This is a genomic window from Ruania alkalisoli, from assembly GCF_014960965.1.
Taxonomy (GTDB): domain Bacteria; phylum Actinomycetota; class Actinomycetes; order Actinomycetales; family Beutenbergiaceae; genus Ruania; species Ruania alkalisoli.
The window spans coordinates 891,983-909,210 of the sequence record NZ_CP063169.1; the positions used below are offsets into that span (position 1 = coordinate 891,983).

Consider the following 17,228-nt stretch of genomic DNA (forward strand, 5'->3'; position numbering starts at 1 on the left):
CCCGCCCGGACAGCGCCAGTGCGGACCGGCTTCCCCGCTGCGTCTAGTCTGGCGGCTGTGGACCAGGCATGGCTGATCATCGGCGTCGGCGTGCTCGGCCTGTTCGTCGGGGCGAGCGCTGCGCTCGCCTTTCGCGTGTCCGAACGCAGCCAGCGCGGCCCGGCCGCGAGAGAACCGGAGGGTGACGTGCTCGATGACGACGTCGCGGCCCTGCTGGCCGCGCTGCGCTCGCTCTCGGTTCTGGTCGGGCCCGCGGGCGAGGTGCTGCGAGCCGCTCCAGCTGCCTATACCGACGGCCTGGTGCGCGGCGGGCGCCTCGCGCATGCACCGCTGGAGGAGCTGGTCGAGCAGGTGCGCACCGGTGGATCCAGCCGGGACGAGCAGATGATCATCCCCCGCTCGCAGGTGCCGGGCTCGGACCGGCTGGCCTTCGATGTGCGGGTGGCGCCGCTGACCGGCGGCCGCGTCTTGGTGCTGGCCGAGGACCGAACGGCCGAGCGGCGGGTCGAGGAAGTGCGGCGGGACTTCGTCGCGAACGTTTCCCACGAGCTCAAGACACCCGTGGGCGCGATCGCACTGCTCGCGGAGACGGCGGCCGACGCCGCTGACGACCCGGACGCTGTCCGGCGGTTCGCTGCCGGGATGCAGCGCGAGACTGCGCGCTTGTCGGCACTGGTGCAGGAGATCATCGAACTCTCCCGGCTCCAGGCACCCGAACACGAGGTCGACTTCGTCGAGGTTCCGCTCGAGGCCGTCGTCGCCGAGGCAATCGACCGGATCGCCGTCGAGGCGCAAGCGCGGGACGTGACCGTCGTCGTCGGCGGCCAGACGGGCCTGTTCGTCCAGGGTGACCACGCGTTGCTCGTCACCGCCCTGCGCAACCTCCTGGACAACGCCCTGCGGTACTCCCCGACCGGGACGCGGGTGAGTGTCGGCATGCGTGAGGTGGAAGGCATTGCCGAGGTCGCCGTCGTGGACCAGGGCGTGGGCTTGTCTGCGGAGGACGCCAGTCGCGTCTTCGAGAGGTTCTACCGTGTGGACCCGGCCCGCTCCCGCGAGACCGGGGGCACGGGACTGGGCCTTTCGATCGTTAAGCACGTGGCCGCCAATCATGGCGGCGAGGTGAGGGTCTGGTCGACCCCCGGACGGGGTGCGACCTTCACGCTCCGCATTCCCTCTGTGGATGCACCGGAGAGTGAGAAGGACCCGCAGGCAACGACCGGTGCGCCGCATGACGGCGCAGAAGGAGAGAGACAGTGACCCGCATCCTGCTCGTCGAGGACGAGGACTCCTACCGGGAGCCGCTGACGTACCAGTTGACCCGGGAGGGTTTCGAGGTGGTCGCAGTCGCGACCGGATCCGATGCCCTGGTGGAGTTCGACAGGGTCGCCGTGGATCTGGTGCTGCTGGATCTGATGCTTCCCGGGCTCTCCGGGGTCGAGGTGTGCCGCGAGCTCCGTCAGCGCAGCTCGGTGCCGGTGATCATGCTGACGGCCAAGGACAGTGAGATCGACAAGGTCGTGGGGCTTGAGATCGGCGCGGACGACTATGTCACCAAGCCCTACTCCTTCCGGGAGCTCCTCGCCCGTATCCGGGCGGTGCTGCGGCGCGGCTCCGACGGCGGGGCCGAGCCCGCTGAGCCCGCGGTACTGTCCGTCGGGCGGATCCGGATGGACACTGACCGGCACGAGGTCACCGTCGGTGGAGACCCGATGGCGCTGCCGCTACGGGAGTTCGAACTGTTGGAGCTCTTCCTGCGCAACCCGGATCGGGTGCTCACCCGTGGCCAGCTGATCGACCGCGTGTGGGGTGCCGATTACGTGGGTGACACCAAGACCCTCGACGTCCACGTCAAGCGGATCCGGGCCAAGATCGAGGAAGACCCGGTACACCCGCAGGTGCTGGTGACCGTGCGCGGGCTGGGGTACAAGCTGGTGGCCGAGCGCTGAGCGCTCTGGCGTCACTCGCTGCTGGGCAGGTACTCCCCGTACGGGGGGATGTCTCCGTTGAGCACTGGGACCGGAAGCGTGATCGAGCCGGTCTGCTCGGTGGAGACCTGAAGCTCCAGCACCGCCCCCGGGGGTACCGGAACGGCCGGGAAGACCACGTCTTCATGGTCGGGGCTGAGGAGCAGCGTGGAATCGGCCTCGACCGTGAGCTGGATCCCTCCGGTGACCTCGGCGTTGCTGAGTGTCACCTCGACCGCCTCCGCACCTCGGTTGACCAAGGCTCCGAGCACGGTGCCCGGGGCGCCCTCCTCAGCGCTGAGCACCATGAGGTTCTCCACGAGGACCCGGACGTCGCCGCCCTCGAGTTCTCCCTGGACGCCGTCGCTGGGCGCGTAGGACTGCATGGTGGTGATCGGGCTGCACGCGCCGACTCCGACGGCTGTGGCTGCGGCCAGCGTCAGGGCGGCCACGAGACGACGGGTGCTGCGAGCCACAGGGCTCTCCTCTCCACGGTGCGGGCGTACGCCCCAACCTTAATGCCTGCGCCACCGCAGGAGCGTCTTCACCGCTCCTGCACATCTCGTTCGATGTGTCCGACGCCACTGACCTGCGCAAACATCATCAGGACGTAGGTGAGGCAGACCTTTCCCATGCTAAACTCGGTATCTGCGAAAGGGGAGTGCGAGCACATGACCTTCACAGTCGGCGAGACCGTCGTCTACCCGCACCATGGAGCGGCCCTCATCGAGGAGATCTCCAAGCGCATCATCCGGGGGGAGGAGAAGCTCTACCTGCGCCTGAAAGTGGCCCAGGGAGACCTCACCATCGAAGTCCCGGCAGAGAACGTCGATCTGGTCGGTGTTCGTGATGTTGTCGGCAAGGAGGGCCTGGAGAAGGTCTTCGAGGTGCTGCGCGCGCCCTATACCGAAGAACCCACGAACTGGTCCCGTCGCTATAAGGCGAACGTGGAGAAGATCGCCTCCGGTGACGTGATCAAGGTGGCGGAGGTCGTCCGTGACCTGTCCCGGCGCGATGCCGATCGCGGCCTCTCTGCTGGTGAGAAGCGGATGCTGGCCCGTGCCCGGCAGATCCTCGTCTCCGAGCTCGCACTCGCCGAGCACACGGAAGAGGAGAAGGCCGAGGCACTGCTGGACGAGGTTCTCGCCTCCTGAGCGTCACCGTGCCTCGCGTCGGGGTCGTGCTGACGGCAGCCGGTTCCGGTCAACGTTTCGGAGCCGATCTCCCGAAGGCACTGGTCCTGTTGCGAGGCCGGCCGCTGGTGGCGCACGCGGCCAGCCGGCTGGCCGCGTCCGGTGTCGTCGACGAGATCGTTGTGACGGCGCCAGCGGGCTTCCTCGAGCATGTCCATGCTGCCGTGACGAGCGCGTGCGACCTTCCGGTACGTATCGTCGCCGGCGGGGTCTCGCGTCAGGCATCGGTGGCTGCGGGCATCGCGACACTGACCTCGGCCGTGGAGGTCATCCTCGTCCACGACGCGGCCCGCCCGCTGGCGTCTGCGGCACTGGTGCGACGGCTGGTCGCCGCCGTGCAGTCGGGGATCGATGCCGCGATTCCGTCGGTTCCCGTCGTGGATACGGTCAAGGAGATCGGTCCGGGCGACCCGCCCGTGGCGGCGCGCACCCTGGAGCGATCGCAGTTGCGAGCCGTGCAGACCCCGCAGGCCTTTCGCGCCGCCGTCCTTCGTCGTGCGCACGAGGCTGGGGCCGCGCGCGCTAGGGATGAAGTGACCGCAGTCAGTGACGATGCCGGACTGGTGGAGGCCCTTGGCTTGCCTGTGCATCTCGTGGACGGGGAGGCGGCCGCGTTGAAGATCACGACACCGCATGATCTTGCGATCGCCGATATCCTTCTCTCCGAGAGCGATGGTGCGTTGTGAAGCTGCCACGAACCGGAATCGGCGTGGACATCCATGCCTTCGCGACCGACGGGCGCACGGGCCTGTTCGTGGCAGGGCTGTCGTTCCCGGACGAACCGGCACTCGAGGGGCACTCCGACGGTGACGTCGCAGCCCACGCCGCAGCAGACGCGCTCTTCAGTGCTGCCGGCCTGGGAGATCTGGGGCAGCAGTTCGGCACCAGCGATCCCCGTTGGGCGGGAGCCGCGGGGGTGAGACTGCTGGCCGAGGCGGCCGCACGGGTCCGGGCGGCCGGCTTCGAGATCGGCAACATCGCGGTGCAGGTGATCGGGAACCGGCCCAGGCTCGGTCCTGTCCGCGGCGAGGCGGAACGCGTGCTGTCCGACGCAGCCGGGGCATCGGTGACGCTCTCGGCCACGACCACCGACGGGCTGGGCTTCGCCGGACGCGATGAGGGCCTGGCGGCCATCGCGACGGCGCTTGTCGTCTAGATCTCAGGCTCGATGAGTGCGCGCAGCATGCGCCGGAGCTCCTCCTGCTCGCTGGTGCTGAGGCGTTCGAACATGGCCCGCTGAGCCTCGTCGCGGCTGCGTTCGATGTGCGCGACCAGGTCGCGTCCGGCGGCGGTCACCTGGACGTGCACCGCGCGCCTGTCTTCGGCGGAGCGGACCCGTTCGACCAACCCGCGCTCCTCCAGGCTGTCCACGACCTCCGTGGCGGATCGGGGGGCGATACGCAACCTGCCGGCGAGATCGGAGACGCGACCACCGTCGTCAGCCATCGCTTGCCGTAGCGCCATCGCATGGTGTGGCGACAGGCCCCACTCCTCGAGCGAATGCGCCCAGGCGCGGCGCATCCCGTGGGCTGCGTACAACAGCAGCTCGCTGAGATCGGCGTCGGGGCCCGGGGGCTCGCGGTGGCGGTGTGAGCGACCTTTCACCAGTGCAGCCTATCCTGCTACCCACATGATGAGGTAACCTCACTAACTGGAAACCTCAGCAAGCGAAAGGAGGGTACCCGTGCGACCGGAAACCCCGACCCGCATCGACCCTCGCGACAAGGCGCAACTGGCCGCGCACCCTGTGTCCGGACGGCGCGTGCTCGCACTCTTCCGGCCCCACAGTCGCGGCCTCGCCATCGTGCTCGCGCTCATCGTGGCCACGTCTGCAGTCGGTCTGGCGACCCCGTTCCTGACCCAGCGTGCCATCGACGATGCCCTCGCGAACTCTGACCTGCGTCTGCTCGTGATCCTCGTCGCCCTGATGGTGGCGGTCACGGTGATCATGAATGTCTTCGGCGTCATCCAGACGTGGTTGTCCACCACGATCGGGCAGCGCGTCATGCACGGCCTGCGCACGAACGTCTTCGCTCACCTGCAGCGCCAGCCGCTGGCCTTCTTCACCCGCACGCGAGGCGGCGAAGTGCAGTCACGGCTGACGAACGACATCTCCTCCATGCAGAACGTCGTGACCAACGCGGCGACCTCCGTTGCCTCAAACGTGACCACCGCCGTCGGGACGATCATCGCGATGGTCGCCCTGAGCTGGCAGCTGAGCCTGTTCTCGCTGCTGGTGCTGCCGCCCGCGATCTGGCTGACGCGCAGGGTTGCCCGGATGCGGCGGGAGATCACCGGCGAACGCCAGCGCACCATGGCGGGGCTGCATTCCCAGATCGAGGAGTCCCTCTCAGTCAGTGGAGCGGTGCTGGGCAAGACTCTTGGCGCGACCGGCTACCTCACGGACCGCTTCACCAGCACCTCTCGCGAACTGCTCGGGCTCGAGGTGCGCTCCCAGCTGGCCGGCCGCTGGCTGATGGCGGCGATGACGATCGTGATGGGTGTGATCCCGGCACTGCTCTACCTGATGGCGGGTCTCCCGTTCGGTCAGGACATCACGATCGGCACCCTGGTGGCGTTCGTGGCGTTGCAGTCCGGCTTGTTCCGCCCGCTGATGGGAGTGCTGAACGTTGGCGTGCAGGTCTACAGCTCGATGGCCCTGTTCTCCCGGATCTTCGAGTTCCTCGACCTGCCCGTGCCGATTGACGACCCGGCCGCGCCGGCTGCCGTGGATCGCAGCCAGGTGCGCGGGCACCTCCGCCTGGATGGCGTCACCTTCCGCTACCCCGGGGCGGATTCTGACGCCGTCCATCACCTCTCGCTCGACGTTCCCGCCGGGAGCAGCGTGGCACTGGTAGGTGAGTCCGGCGCCGGGAAGAGCACGGTCGCGTCGTTGCTGGCCCGCCTGCACGACCCAGACGAGGGCGGGATCACCATCGACGGTGTGGACCTGCGCGACATGCGGCTGACCGATGTGGCCGGACTCGTCGGCGTGGTCTCCCAGGAGACCTACCTGCTGCACGACACCATCCGGGAGAACCTGCGCTACGCCCGCCCGGAGGCCACCGATGCGCAGATCGAAGCGGCCGCCACAGATGCCCAGATCCATGGGCTCATCACCGGCCTCCCGGACGGCTACGACACGGTCGTCGGCGCTCGCGGATACCGCTTCTCGGGTGGGGAGAAGCAGCGCATCGCCCTCGCCCGGACCTTGCTGCGGGACCCTCGGATCCTCGTACTCGATGAGGCGACCAGCGCCCTGGACAACGAGACCGAGCGCGCCGTGCAGGCGGCGCTGGAGGTCGTCAGCCGCGGGCGCACGACCGTGACGATCGCGCACCGGCTCTCCACAGTCCGCGATGCCGACCGGATCGTCGTTCTCGACCACGGCCAGGTCATCGAGCAGGGCTCGCACGAGGACCTGGTGGCACGGGGCGGAAGGTACGCGGCGCTCGCGGCGCGGGAGCCGATGGGGGCTAGTGCACGGCTGCAGCACGGTAGTGCAGCAGCAGGTTTACTATAACCTCCTTGAATTTATCCTTCAGTACGGCTACTGTCAGCGTCACTCGGGACGATCCAGCACAGAGAGGTGTGGAGAGTGGACGACAGGATGTCGGTAGCGGACAGCGAATCGGCCGATCTCAGCAGGCTGCCGAGGCTGCGGCGTCGGCAATTCTTCGGGGCCGCGACGGCGGCGGCGACAACATCGCTGGTGGCAGGTGCGCTCGCTGCACCACGTGCTAGCGCCGCACCGGCGGGTCGGGAACCTGTGGCCGTGCCGCCGCGCGCGCCGGACCTGGCGACCAGCCCAGTGCCAGCGGCTGTGCCTTCGCCCGAAGTCATCGCATACCCGCCAGCGGCCTACGCGTCGGCTCCCACCGACCCAGGGGTACTCAATGTCAAGACCCTGTTCGGTGCCGCCGGGGACGGCGTCACCGACGACACTGCAGCGATCATCGCAGCGATCGATGCCGTCGAGAAGGAGGTTCGCGATTCCGTGCCCAACGAGGGCACCTACCACCCTGGTGCGAACTCCACGCAGAAGATCATCTACTTCCCCAAGGGGACGTACCTGGTCTCCGACACGCTGGTCTACTCCTTCACCTTCTTCGAGCGTAGTCCGAACACCAGTCTCGAGGGCCATACGTCGTTGCGCTTGCGCGGTGAGAGTCAGACCGAGACGACGATCAAGCTTGCCGACGGTGCGCCCGGTTTCGGGACCGGGGAGCGCAAGCCGGTCCTGTGCTGGGGCAAGGCGCCGTTGGAACGAGCCAACCCTCACAACAACACGGTTGGTTCGAACTTCCTCGAGAACCTGACCATCGACACCGGGTCAGGCAACCCTGGTGCCATCGGGGCGATCCTCACCGGATCGAACTGCAACGCGGTGCGCCATGTGACGATTCGCAGCGGTGATGGGGCGGGAGCTGCGGGTCTCGATCTCTACGTCGGGGGAACGCAGTGGTACGGGTACAACATCGATATTCACGGATTCGATGTGGGTCTGCGGTTCGCAGCAACTTATGCGTCGTGCTCCTCCTTTGAGCGGCTGAGCCTGTATGACCAGAACGTGCGAGCGGCGGAGGTGGCGGATGGGTCGATCGCTCTGTACCACCTCCGCACTGAAGGTGCGGTGCCGGGACTTCTCGTCGACGGTGACTCGGCGATGGCTACGGTTCTCGACTGCGCCATGATCACTCAGACGCCCGGTCTGTCGGCGATCGAGCTGCAGGAGGGCGTGCTTTACGCGAGGAATGTGCAGGTCGAAGGATTTGCGACGGGAATCTCGAGAGAGGGTACGGCGGTCGCTCACGGGGACGTGGAGAGATTTGTGTCGACCGAAGTGACGGCTGCGTTCCCCGAGGCCAGAGCTCCGTTGACACTGCCGATCATGCCGTCGCCGACCTTCGTGTGGCCTGACCCGGCCACATGGACGAGCGTCGCGGACTTCGGTGCCGTGGGTGACGCCACCGAGGCGGGCGGTGGCGAGGATGGCACAGACAACACCCAGGCTCTCAACGACGCGTTCGCGTCCGGAGCCGAGACGCTGTGGTTTCCGCCAGGTCAGTACCGAATCAGCGGGCGTGTGACCATCCCCGGAACGGTCAAGCGGATCAATTTCATGTACTGCCGCATCGTGGTGGACCCGGCGCTGATCCAGCCGCTCGGTACACCGGTGGCCGATGAGCTCCCGGTCTTCGACATTCGGGGGAACGGCACGGACGAGCCGCTCCTGATCGAAGACCTGTACACCCGTCCGCTCCCAAGCGCGGATGGCGCCTACCGGGTGTTCAAGCACATGTCGGATCGCACAGTCGTTCTCAGCGACATTCACTTGCAGCAAGGGCCTGTCTACAAGAACGGGCTCGTTCCCGGGGGCGAGGTCTACTTCGAGAATGTCGCGAGCAGGACTGCTTCAGGTCTTGGCAATCCGGCATTCGTCCTCAACGGCGGCAAGCAGGCGTGGGCACGTCACATCAATCCAGAGAACGGCCATCCTGAAATTCTGCTGCGCGATCACTCCAGCATGTGGATCCTGAGCCTGAAAAAGCAGGCTGACGGGACGTTGCTCGAGGTAACGGATGGGGCTCAAGCGGAGTTGCTCAGTGCCATCGTAGTGTCGATCCCAGAGATTCCAGTTGGGCGGCCGTTGCTGCGCTGTGTCGACTCCTCCATCGGCGCTTCCTTGGCCACCCGCACGTCACCGGTAGACCTCGACTACTGGAACAGGGTCATCCACGAGACGCGCGGCGGGGTCGATGGCTATGTGTTCCACGACGACCTCCCGCCGCGCGGGACAGCATCGCTGGCCGACTATCAGCGCTTCCTGCCGATGTACGTCGCACGATCGTGAGGTAGCGGCGGTTTCTGCTCAGAACAGCGTGGTGCCCCGCGACTCCAGGTCGAGCAGGTAGCGCTTGGCGGCCATCCCGCCGCCGTACCCGGTGAGTGACCCGTCCGCGCCGATCACCCGGTGGCACGGCACGATGATGGAGATCGGGTTCCGGTTGTTCGCCAGGCCGACAGCGCGGGCGGCACCTGGTTCCCCGACGGCGGCTGCGATCTCTCCGTAGGACCGTGTTTGCCCGTAGCCGATGGTCAACAGTGCCTCCCAGCACTGGTGCTGGAACTCGGTCCCGTGCAGACGGATCGGCACATCGAAGGTTGTGCGCTCACCCGCGAAATACTCCTCGAGCTGGCTAACCACGTCACGGAACGGTCCAGGATCGATCGTCGCGCCCTCAGCAAGGGTGACGGTGGTGTGCCCGGGGTAGAGCAATCCAGTGAGCGCTTCGCCGTCGCTGAGCAGCACCATCTGCCCGATGGGGGAGGGGAGATCGTGCCGGTATGTCATCGTGTTCCCTCCAACTGTGCGTGCCGCCACAGATGGTGAGCGGCATAGGTGCGCCACGGCGCGAACTCGGTGCCGCGGGGATCTGCGGGTCCGCCCCCGAGTGCCTCGGCCGCACGGCGTAGCACCAGATCCGTCCCACAGTAGGCGTCTGGGTCCCCGAGTGCCCGCATGCGCACGTACTGTGCCGTCCACGGACCGATTCCTGGCACGGCGAGCAGGCCCGCCTCGGCCTCGTCGGCGCTGCCCCCACCGTCCAGGTCCAGCCCGTCCACCACTGCCCGGGCCAGAGCGAGCACCGCCCGACGGCGTCCGGCCGGCATGGCGAGAATGCTCTCCTCCGGTCCGGCGTCCGTGCCGACGGCTGCCACCTGGGCGGGCGTCGGGAACAGGTGCGTCACTTCGCCCACCGGCACCGGTAGTCGCGTGCCCGCCGCACTCACCAGGCGAGCGGTGTGGGTGCGCGCCGCCGAGAGCGAGACCTGCTGGGCGAGCACCGCCCGGAGCGCGGTCTCGAAGCCGCCGGGATGCTGGGGTGCTCGCAAACCCGGCCGTGCGCGCACGAGCGGCCCCAGCCAGGGGTGCTCGCCGAGCCCAGCGACCACATCGGCCGGGTCCCGGTCCAGATCCGCGGTCCGGCGCAGCAGCACTTCGGCCTCACCCCTGTCGACCGGCTCGCTCAGGTGCACCCGCCCACGGAGGCGAGCTTCGCCGTCGGGGCGGTGGAGCTCGAGCACCCCCGGACCGGAGGTGAGGTGCACCGCGCGACGGTAGCGGACGCCGTCGAGGCCCTCCACCCCGGCGATCGTGCGGGCCGCAAGATAGGCCCACAGCGCCTCCCCGTCCAGGGGAGGGGTGAACGGTAGCGCGACCTCGACCAGATGCATGCCGGCATCGTGTCATCCGGGTCTGACATCGAGCGTCCGGCGCTGCGGCTAGCATCAAAGCATGCGACTGACGGAGACTGGCGCGCCGCTGGCCACCGCGGTACGGGACCGTCACCTCTCCGCGGTGCTCGCAGCGCTGATGGACAAGCCGCTCGCGCGTAAGGAGATCGCCGAACGCACCGGCATCAGTTTCACCACCATCACCGTGCTCGCCCAATTCCTGATTGCCTCCGGGCTGGTCGAGGAGGTCGCCAGCTCTGCTCCCGCGCGCTCCCGCGGGCGGCCGCGGACGCCGCTGCGTCTGGTCGAGGGGCGGCGAGGCAAGGTGGTCCTCGGGATCAACATCGGCGACTCCGACGTGGCGTGCGCTGCCTACTCACTGACCGGAGAACGGATCGAGGCTGCGGAGGAGGCCGTGCCCGGGCGAGAGCCGGGTCAGGTGCTTGAGGGCGTCGCGAGCCTCGCGCGGGGTGTGGTGGAGCGGATCGGCCGCTCGCGGGTGCTCGGGGTGGGGGTCAGCACTGGGGGTGTCATCGACTTCGAAGGAGGGCGAGTTGTCTACGGCCCGTTGCGTGGGTGGAAGGATGTCGAGGTTCGTGCGTACCTGACCGAGACCCTGGGGGTGCCGGTCGTGGTGGATGAGTCGGTGCGAACCTTGGCGTTGCTGCGCTTGTGGTGGGAGCGCGAGCAGGCCGACTCGATGATGGTCGTGTTCGCCCAGCGGGTTGTCGGATCGGCGCTGGTGATCCATGGCGAGCTCTACCGGGGGCCAGGTGCCACGGCCGGCGACATCAGTCACATGCCGGTGGCTGGTGGCCCCGGCATCCAGTGCCCGTGCGGCGCGGTCGACTGCGCGGGGATGCTTCTGACGAACACGGCAGTGCTCGAGCGTGCGATCGAGCTGGGACTGCTGCCTCCGGCCGCCCCGCCCAGTGCCATCAACGCGACCGCCGGCGCTAACGCCGAGCAGCTCGGCGAACTCCGGCGGGAGCGTGCGGTGCGGCTGGGCGAGACGATCGGTCATCTGCTGGAGATCATCGACCCGGAGAAGCTGATCCTCGTCGGCGGTATCGGCACCGCCGATGAGGTCGAGCTCTGCCTGGACACGGCGCGGCGGCGTGGGCGCACGACCACCGGCCGATCAGGCCATCAGATCGAGCACTGGTCCTACGACCACTCGATCTGGGCCCGGGCCTCTGCTGCCTTGGCCCTGGATGAGGTGATGCGTCACCCGACCCGTTCGCTCGACGCAGTGTCAGGGTGAGCCTAGGCCTCACGCCCCGGCGGCCCCCAGATGACGGCTCATGTGCTCGGCGATCCGCGGTAGATAGCGGTCCTGGGTGGCCGTCGGGGCGGTGAGTGCCGCCGTCAGTCGATCGGTCAGCGACGTGGGGATACGTCCTCGCTCGGCCAGCCGGTCGAGCGCGTTGGCGGACTGCAGGCGCACAGGTTCGTCGTCGTGGCCGAGCAGGGCGATGAGGTGCCCGATGGCGGCCTCGTCGGCCACGGCCTCGAGGGCGATGATCCGGATGCCCGGCACCGGGTCGTGCACCAGCAGCTCGAGCGTGCGTTGGTGCTCCTCGCGCAGTGCCGCATCGATGCCCGGGTGCTCGGGGCAGGTCAGCGCCGCCTGGGCAGCCCGCGCGGCCCAGGCGCGGATGGCCGAGTGTGGATGCGTCGCGTGCTCGCCGCTAGGGACCGGCTCGTGGCGGGCGACGGTGGCTGCCAGCGTCATGAGGGTGCCGAGGTCGCCGTCGCCGAGTGGCTCGAAGGAGCCCTCGAGGAGGAACCCGGTGTCGCCCACCTCCCGCATGTGGTCGTCGAGACTGGCGCTGAGACGGTCGCGGATGTCCGCATGGCGAGGGTCGCCGGCGAGGTTGTGCACCTCGTCCGGATCGGCCTGCAGGTCGTAGAGCGCCTCCGCGTGCTTGTGCTCCCAGAAGGTCCGCTGGACGGCGGGCAGGTCACCCGTGCGCGCGAGCTCCTCCCACTCCTGGACCGACTGCTGCTGCCACATGTACCCCAGGTGCTGGCCTGCAGGCAGGCACGGCTGGTAGTTGCGCAGGTAGCGGAAGCGGTGGTCTCGGACGGTGCGCTGCAGGTCGTAGCGTTCGTCCATCCGGGACCGGCCGCCGAACACCAAGGTGGGCGCGGGGCGGCGGTGCGGGCCCAACGCGGCCCGGCCGTGCAGGTGGTCCGGTGGGCGGATCCCGGCCAGGCTGAGCACGGTGGCTGGCAGGTCCATCAGCGTGATCGCCTCGGCGGACGGGCCAGGATCTGCGGCTGCATGTGCGCGCCAACGTTCCGGGACGTGTACGAGCAGGGGCACAGCGAGGCCCGAGTCGTAGCAGAAGCGTTTGCTGCGTGGCTGCACCCCACCGTGGTCGGCGTAGTAGACGACGATCGTGTCCTCGCTCAGGCCGTCGCGCTCGATCTCGTCCAGGACGGTACCGATCTGGTCGTCCAGCCGGCTCATGTGGTCGTAGTAGTGGGCCAGATCCGCGCGGACCGTCGCCGTGTCCGGCAGGTAGGCGGGCACGCGCACGCTGCCCGGGTCCGTGTCGGTCTGATCGTGACCGTCGAACAGGCAGCTCTCGTGGGTCTCCATGAAGTTGACCACGCTGAAGAACGGCTGGCCGGGTGCGCGGTCACGCCAGTGCGCGTCCTCGCTGCACTGGTCCCACGCCGCCTCGATCGAGACCTTCGCGTTGTAGTCGGTCTTGCTGGCGTTCGTGCAGTAGTAGCCGACCTGGCGCAGGTACGCGGTGAACGGGTGCACATGGGGCGGAAGGTCCACGTTGGCCCGCATGTGCTCGGCGCCGGGGACCGACCAGGGGTACATCCCGGTGATGATGCTGAACCGGGATGGTGCACAGACGGGGGCGACGGCGTACGCCTGGTCGTAGCGGATCCCCTCGGCGGCCAGGGCGTCGAGCCGGGGGGTGTGCGCCACCGGGTCGCCGTAGCAGCCCAGGTAGCGTGAGTTGTCCTCACTGACCAGCCACAGGATGTTGGGCTGTGCTGTTGACGGCGGCATTGCTCTCCTTCAAGTCGTCCGTTCAGCCGGGTAGGTCGGCGAACGGTGGGATCGGGTTCGGCGCCGGAACGCCGGCACCGATCTCGCTCAGGTAGTCGTCCAGCAGCCGGCCGAGTTCGGCGGCCCGGCGGGGATGCTCAGCGGCGACGTCCGACGACTCGGACTCGTCGTCGGCCATCCGGTACAGCTCGTCGCGGTCGGTCTCGTAGTGGCGGACCAGCTTCCAGCGCCCCGCCCTGACGGCGGTCGCCGGGGTAGCGCCGCTGTGGCTGTAGTGCGGGTAGTGCCAGTAGATCGGACCGCGGTCCTGCTCCTCGCCGCGCAGCATCGGCGCGACATCGACACCGTCGATGCCGACCGGAGGGAGTGTCGCGTCCGTCGCGCTGTTCAGCGTGGGGAAAAGGTCCACCAGACTGACGGGGGCGTCGATCACCGCTCCCGCTCTGGTGACCCCAGGCCACCGGACGAGCAAGGGGACCCGCACTCCGCCGTCGTAGGTCCAACCCTTGCCCTCGCGTAGGGGAAGGTTGCACGTGGGTGCCACATCGGTGGAGGACAGGCCGCCGTTGTCGGAGGTGAGCACGATCAGGGTCCGATCGGCTCGCCCGGACTCGGAGATCGCATCGAGCAGCCGGCCGACATTCGCGTCGAGGTTCTCGATCATGGCGGCGTAGCCGGGATCGCTCTGCGTGACGCGCCGGCGCACCAGGTGGTGGCGCCGGTGCCAGACCGGGTAGGGCTCACCGGTCTCGAATTCGGGCTGATCGTCGAGCAGAGAGCGCTTGCGTTCGTACTTCTCCACCAGCTCCGCCGGACCCTGGATGGGTGTGTGGACCGCGTAGTGCCACAGGTTCAGGAAGTAGGGCCGATCGCCTGCGGTGCGGATCAGGTCGATCGCCTCGTCGGTGAGCCGGTCGGTCAGGTACTCACCCTCGCGCCCATCCGGCAGGGTGTCGATGCCGTAGGGGCTGTGGTAGCTGCCCGGCCGGCCGCGTTCGCACCCTCCGACGTTGACGTCGAAGCCGTGCTGGTCCGGCCAGCTATGTCGTGGGCCGAGGTGCCACTTGCCGACGTGCCAGGTGGCGTAACCTGCCTCGCGCAGCGTTCGCGCTAACGTCACCTCGTTCGCCGGGAGCGCCGGCAGCGTGGGCACCTCACCCAGCCGGCCGACGCCGTGGCCACCGATGAACTGCGTCAGCCCGATCCTGGCCGGATCGCGCCCGGTGAGGATGGCCGCACGGCTGGGGGAGCAGACCGGAGAAGGGGCGTAGGCCTGCGTGAACCGGGCGCCGGAGGACGCCAGCCGGTCGATGTGGGGTGTCTCGTAGAACGTGCTGCCCATGCAGGCCAGGTCACGCCAGCCCAGGTCGTCAATGACGATGAGCACGATGTCCGGTCGGTGAACCACCCGTCCACCGTAGCGACCTTCGCTATTTAATCAAACCACCTTGATCTATACGGGTTCCGGTGCTAGCGTCCTCGCAACCCGCTGGAAAAACACAGAGAGGTGTGTCCCGTGCAGCACGACAAGCAGGTACAGGAATCCCAAACGATGAAGCGACGTGTGTTCCTGGGGACGGCGTCCGCTGGTCTCGTCTCGGCGATCGCAGCCGGACCCGCGGTTGCGGCGTCGCCGGGTTCGGGCCCGCTGCCAGCCGGCCTCGGAGCCGGTCGGTCCTGTGCTGCACCGGTGGTACCGGAGGCGGTTCCCTCCTCGGAGCTGATCCGGTTCCCGGAGGCTGCGTATGCGACTGAGCCGGATGCGCCGGGCGTGCTGAACGTGAAGACCCTGTTCGGCGCTGTGGGCGATGGCGTGACCGATGACACCGATGCGATCATCGCCGCGATCGACGCAGTGGAAGGCGGCATTGCCGACTCCATCCCGGAGGAGCGCCCATTCCACATCGGACCGCTCACGACGCAGAAGGTCATCTACTTCCCCGAGGGCACCTACCTGGTCTCCCGGACTCTCGTCTACTCCTTCCCCTACTTCACAACACGCCCCACCACCACCATCGAGGGCCATACCTCACTGCGACTACGAGGTGAGTCGCAGACCGGCACCGTCATCAGGCTGGCCGACAACGCCCCCGGCTTCGGCGAGGGAGAGCAGCGCCCGGTGCTCGCCTGGGGAAAGGCATACGAGAACGACAACCCGTACAACAACACTGCCGGCTCCAACTTTCTCGAGAACCTCACAGTCGATACCGGCAGCGGCAACTCCGGCGCGATCGGCGTGATCCTCAGCGGATCGAACTGCAACGCATTGCGGAACGTCACGATCCGCAGCGGTGACGGTGCCGGTGTGGCCGGGCTGGACCTGTTCGTGGCCGGTACGCAGTGGTACGGCTACAACGTCGATATCCACGGGTTCGATGTCGGTGTGCGGTTCGCCGACACCGGTGCGGCCTGCTGCGGGTTCGAACGGTTCAGCCTGTACGACCAGAACGTGCACGCCGTCGAGGTGACGTTCGGTTCGTTGTCGCTGTTCAACCTGCGCACCAACGGCTCGGTCCCGGCGGTCGTCGTCGATGGCGAGGGCGCGATGGCCACGATCACGGCGAGCGACCTGCGAACCGACGCCGCCGGTCTTGCGGCGATCACGCTCGGTAGGGGAGCACTCGCGGTCCGCGACGTGGCCGTCTCCGGTTTCGCCAGCGGGATCGAGCGTGACGGTGCCGTGGTCGAACCGGCATCCATCGGGCACTACGTCTCCGAAGGGCCGTTCACGGCGTTGCCGACCGAGCCTGCGACAGCGCTGGGTCTGCGGCCGCCTGCGCCGGGAGGGTTCACCTGCCCGCCGGGGCGTGCCGGCGCGTTGGGATACCCGCCCGGGCGCCCCTACGAGCACAGCTGGGGCGACCCGTCGACCTGGGTGAGTGTGGCCGATTTCGGTACCGTGGCAGACGCCATCGCTGATGACACGGCGGCGATCGCGGCCGCCTTCGCTTCGGGCGCGGCGACGATCTGGTTCCCGCCGGGACAGTACCGCGTCACCGACACGATCGAGATCCCGGGCTCGGTGAACCGCATCAACTTCATGTACTGCCGCATCAACGTCGACGAGGTCTTGGTGCAGCCCGCGGGAACGTCGGTCGAGGACGAGTACAGCGTCTTCCGGATCACCGGCTCCTACGACGACGAGCCCCTCCTTCTCGAGGATCTCTACACACGCCCGATGCCGTCCGTCCCGGGCGCTTACCGGATGTTCGAGCACGCTTCGGACCGCACGCTACTCATGCAGGACATGCATCTGCACCAAGCGGCGGCGTACCGGAACACGGCGCCTGGTGGCGTCGTGCACTTCGAGGCCGTCGCGAGCCGCACCAGCGGTGTGGGCGAAGGCAACCCGGCCATCGTCCTCGATGGCGGGAAGGTCGCCTGGGCTCGCCACATCAACCCCGAAGACGGCTTCCCCGACATCCTCGTGCGCGGCGGTTCCCAGCTGTGGGTGCTCAGCATGAAGAAGCAGAACAAGGGCACGATGCTGCACGTCGAGGGGAACTCCGTGGTGGAGATCCTCGGCGCCATCGTCTTCGGCGGACGTACGGAGGACGGGATCCCGCTGATCCGGTGCATCGACTCCACCGTGAGCGTCTCGCTCGCCCACCGCACCGCACCGGGCATCCTGCGCGGGTACACGCCACTGGTGCACGAGACCCGCGACGGTGTGGACGGGTACGTCCACGACAGTGAGCTCCCGGCCCGCAACGTTCCCCCGCTCTCGGATGCCGAACGCTTCCTGCCCCTGTACGTGGCGCGCCACACCGCCGCACAGCCGATCTGAAGGAG

The 17,228-nt window shown here is 68.1% G+C and carries 15 protein-coding genes; 9 read left to right on the forward strand and 6 right to left on the reverse strand.

Features of this window, described 5'->3' with window-relative positions:
* Positions 1-57: 57 nt before the first annotated feature.
* Both IM660_RS03725 and IM660_RS03730 read left to right on the forward strand, forming a co-directional pair.
* Positions 58-1,260 carry a sensor histidine kinase gene (locus IM660_RS03725; RefSeq protein ID WP_193498081.1) on the forward strand — a complete coding sequence of 401 codons (1,203 nt, stop codon included), beginning with the start codon at positions 58-60 and terminating at the stop codon, positions 1,258-1,260.
* Positions 1,257-1,949, forward strand: a complete 693-nt coding sequence (locus IM660_RS03730) for a response regulator transcription factor (protein ID WP_193498082.1) — start codon at positions 1,257-1,259, stop codon at positions 1,947-1,949. The genes IM660_RS03725 and IM660_RS03730 overlap by 4 nt, the downstream gene beginning before the upstream one ends.
* An 11-nt stretch (positions 1,950-1,960) precedes the next feature.
* Here the strand turns inward: IM660_RS03730 and IM660_RS03735 are convergent, their stop codons facing one another.
* Positions 1,961-2,443 carry a hypothetical protein gene (locus tag IM660_RS03735; protein ID WP_193498083.1) on the reverse strand — a complete coding sequence of 161 codons (483 nt, stop codon included), beginning with the start codon at positions 2,441-2,443 and terminating at the stop codon, positions 1,961-1,963.
* A 195-nt stretch (positions 2,444-2,638) separates the two neighbouring features.
* Between IM660_RS03735 and IM660_RS03740 the strand changes: the two genes are divergently transcribed.
* Genes IM660_RS03740 through ispF form a run of 3 tightly spaced genes read left to right on the forward strand, consistent with a single transcriptional unit; the run spans position 2,639 to position 4,316 of the window.
* Positions 2,639-3,121, forward strand: coding sequence for a CarD family transcriptional regulator (locus tag IM660_RS03740; RefSeq protein ID WP_159621188.1), 483 nt, complete (start codon positions 2,639-2,641; stop codon positions 3,119-3,121).
* A gap of 26 nt (positions 3,122-3,147) precedes the next feature.
* Positions 3,148-3,846, forward strand: a complete 699-nt coding sequence (gene ispD, locus IM660_RS03745) for a 2-C-methyl-D-erythritol 4-phosphate cytidylyltransferase (RefSeq protein WP_246465118.1) — start codon at positions 3,148-3,150, stop codon at positions 3,844-3,846.
* The gene (gene ispF, locus IM660_RS03750) at positions 3,843-4,316 is read left to right on the forward strand and encodes a 2-C-methyl-D-erythritol 2,4-cyclodiphosphate synthase (RefSeq protein WP_193498085.1); all 474 of its coding nucleotides are present in this window, start codon (positions 3,843-3,845) and stop codon (positions 4,314-4,316) included. Before ispD ends, ispF begins: the two co-directional genes overlap by 4 nt.
* Here ispF and IM660_RS03755 read toward each other — a convergent pair.
* Positions 4,313-4,765, reverse strand: coding sequence for a MarR family winged helix-turn-helix transcriptional regulator (locus IM660_RS03755; protein WP_210769071.1), 453 nt, complete (start codon positions 4,763-4,765; stop codon positions 4,313-4,315). The two genes, ispF and IM660_RS03755, sit on opposite strands and share 4 nt — an antisense overlap.
* A 79-nt stretch (positions 4,766-4,844) precedes the next feature.
* Here IM660_RS03755 and IM660_RS03760 point away from each other — a divergent pair, with 79 nt between their 5' ends.
* Positions 4,845-6,683 carry an ABC transporter ATP-binding protein gene (locus IM660_RS03760; RefSeq protein ID WP_193498086.1) on the forward strand — a complete coding sequence of 613 codons (1,839 nt, stop codon included), beginning with the start codon at positions 4,845-4,847 and terminating at the stop codon, positions 6,681-6,683.
* A gap of 75 nt (positions 6,684-6,758) precedes the next feature.
* On the forward strand, positions 6,759-9,014 hold the full coding sequence (locus IM660_RS03765; RefSeq protein ID WP_193498087.1) for a glycosyl hydrolase family 28-related protein: 2,256 nt from the start codon (positions 6,759-6,761) through the stop codon (positions 9,012-9,014).
* A gap of 18 nt (positions 9,015-9,032) precedes the next feature.
* Here IM660_RS03765 and IM660_RS03770 read toward each other — a convergent pair whose 3' ends face one another.
* Together IM660_RS03770 and IM660_RS03775 are read right to left on the reverse strand one after the other, a co-directional pair.
* Positions 9,033-9,515: a methylated-DNA--[protein]-cysteine S-methyltransferase gene (locus IM660_RS03770; protein WP_193498088.1), complete on the reverse strand. Its 483-nt coding sequence runs from the start codon at positions 9,513-9,515 to the stop codon at positions 9,033-9,035.
* Positions 9,512-10,399: a DNA-3-methyladenine glycosylase family protein gene (locus IM660_RS03775; protein ID WP_193498089.1), complete on the reverse strand. Its 888-nt coding sequence runs from the start codon at positions 10,397-10,399 to the stop codon at positions 9,512-9,514. Before IM660_RS03775 ends, IM660_RS03770 begins: the two co-directional genes overlap by 4 nt.
* 61 nt (positions 10,400-10,460) lie before the next feature.
* Between IM660_RS03775 and IM660_RS03780 the strand changes: the two genes are divergently transcribed.
* Positions 10,461-11,663 (forward strand): ROK family transcriptional regulator, encoded by a 1,203-nt coding sequence (locus tag IM660_RS03780; protein ID WP_193498090.1) that lies wholly within the window; start codon positions 10,461-10,463, stop codon positions 11,661-11,663.
* A gap of 9 nt (positions 11,664-11,672) precedes the next feature.
* Here IM660_RS03780 and IM660_RS03785 read toward each other — a convergent pair whose 3' ends face one another.
* Positions 11,673-13,436, reverse strand: a complete 1,764-nt coding sequence (locus IM660_RS03785) for a sulfatase-like hydrolase/transferase (protein WP_193498091.1) — start codon at positions 13,434-13,436, stop codon at positions 11,673-11,675.
* Positions 13,437-13,458: 22 nt separating this feature from the next.
* On the reverse strand, positions 13,459-14,844 hold the full coding sequence (locus IM660_RS03790) for a sulfatase (RefSeq protein WP_193498092.1): 1,386 nt from the start codon (positions 14,842-14,844) through the stop codon (positions 13,459-13,461).
* Positions 14,845-14,988: 144 nt separating this feature from the next.
* Between IM660_RS03790 and IM660_RS03795 the strand changes: the two genes are divergently transcribed.
* On the forward strand, positions 14,989-17,223 hold the full coding sequence (locus tag IM660_RS03795; RefSeq protein WP_193498093.1) for a glycosyl hydrolase family 28-related protein: 2,235 nt from the start codon (positions 14,989-14,991) through the stop codon (positions 17,221-17,223).
* The last annotated feature ends 5 nt before the right edge of the window (positions 17,224-17,228 follow it).

What these genes read in the sequence shown, in the direction of transcription:
- IM660_RS03740 (WP_159621188.1), top strand. Translation starts at nt 2,639, where the DNA reads ATGACCTTCACAGTCGGCGAGACCGTCGTCTACCCGCACCATGGAGCG.
- IM660_RS03770 (WP_193498088.1), bottom strand. Translation starts at nt 9,515, where the DNA reads ATGACATACCGGCACGATCTCCCCTCCCCCATCGGGCAGATGGTGCTG.
- IM660_RS03775 (WP_193498089.1), bottom strand. Translation starts at nt 10,399, where the DNA reads ATGCATCTGGTCGAGGTCGCGCTACCGTTCACCCCTCCCCTGGACGGG.
- IM660_RS03780 (WP_193498090.1), top strand. Translation starts at nt 10,461, where the DNA reads ATGCGACTGACGGAGACTGGCGCGCCGCTGGCCACCGCGGTACGGGAC.
- IM660_RS03785 (WP_193498091.1), bottom strand. Translation starts at nt 13,436, where the DNA reads ATGCCGCCGTCAACAGCACAGCCCAACATCCTGTGGCTGGTCAGTGAG.
- IM660_RS03795 (WP_193498093.1), top strand. Translation starts at nt 14,989, where the DNA reads ATGAAGCGACGTGTGTTCCTGGGGACGGCGTCCGCTGGTCTCGTCTCG.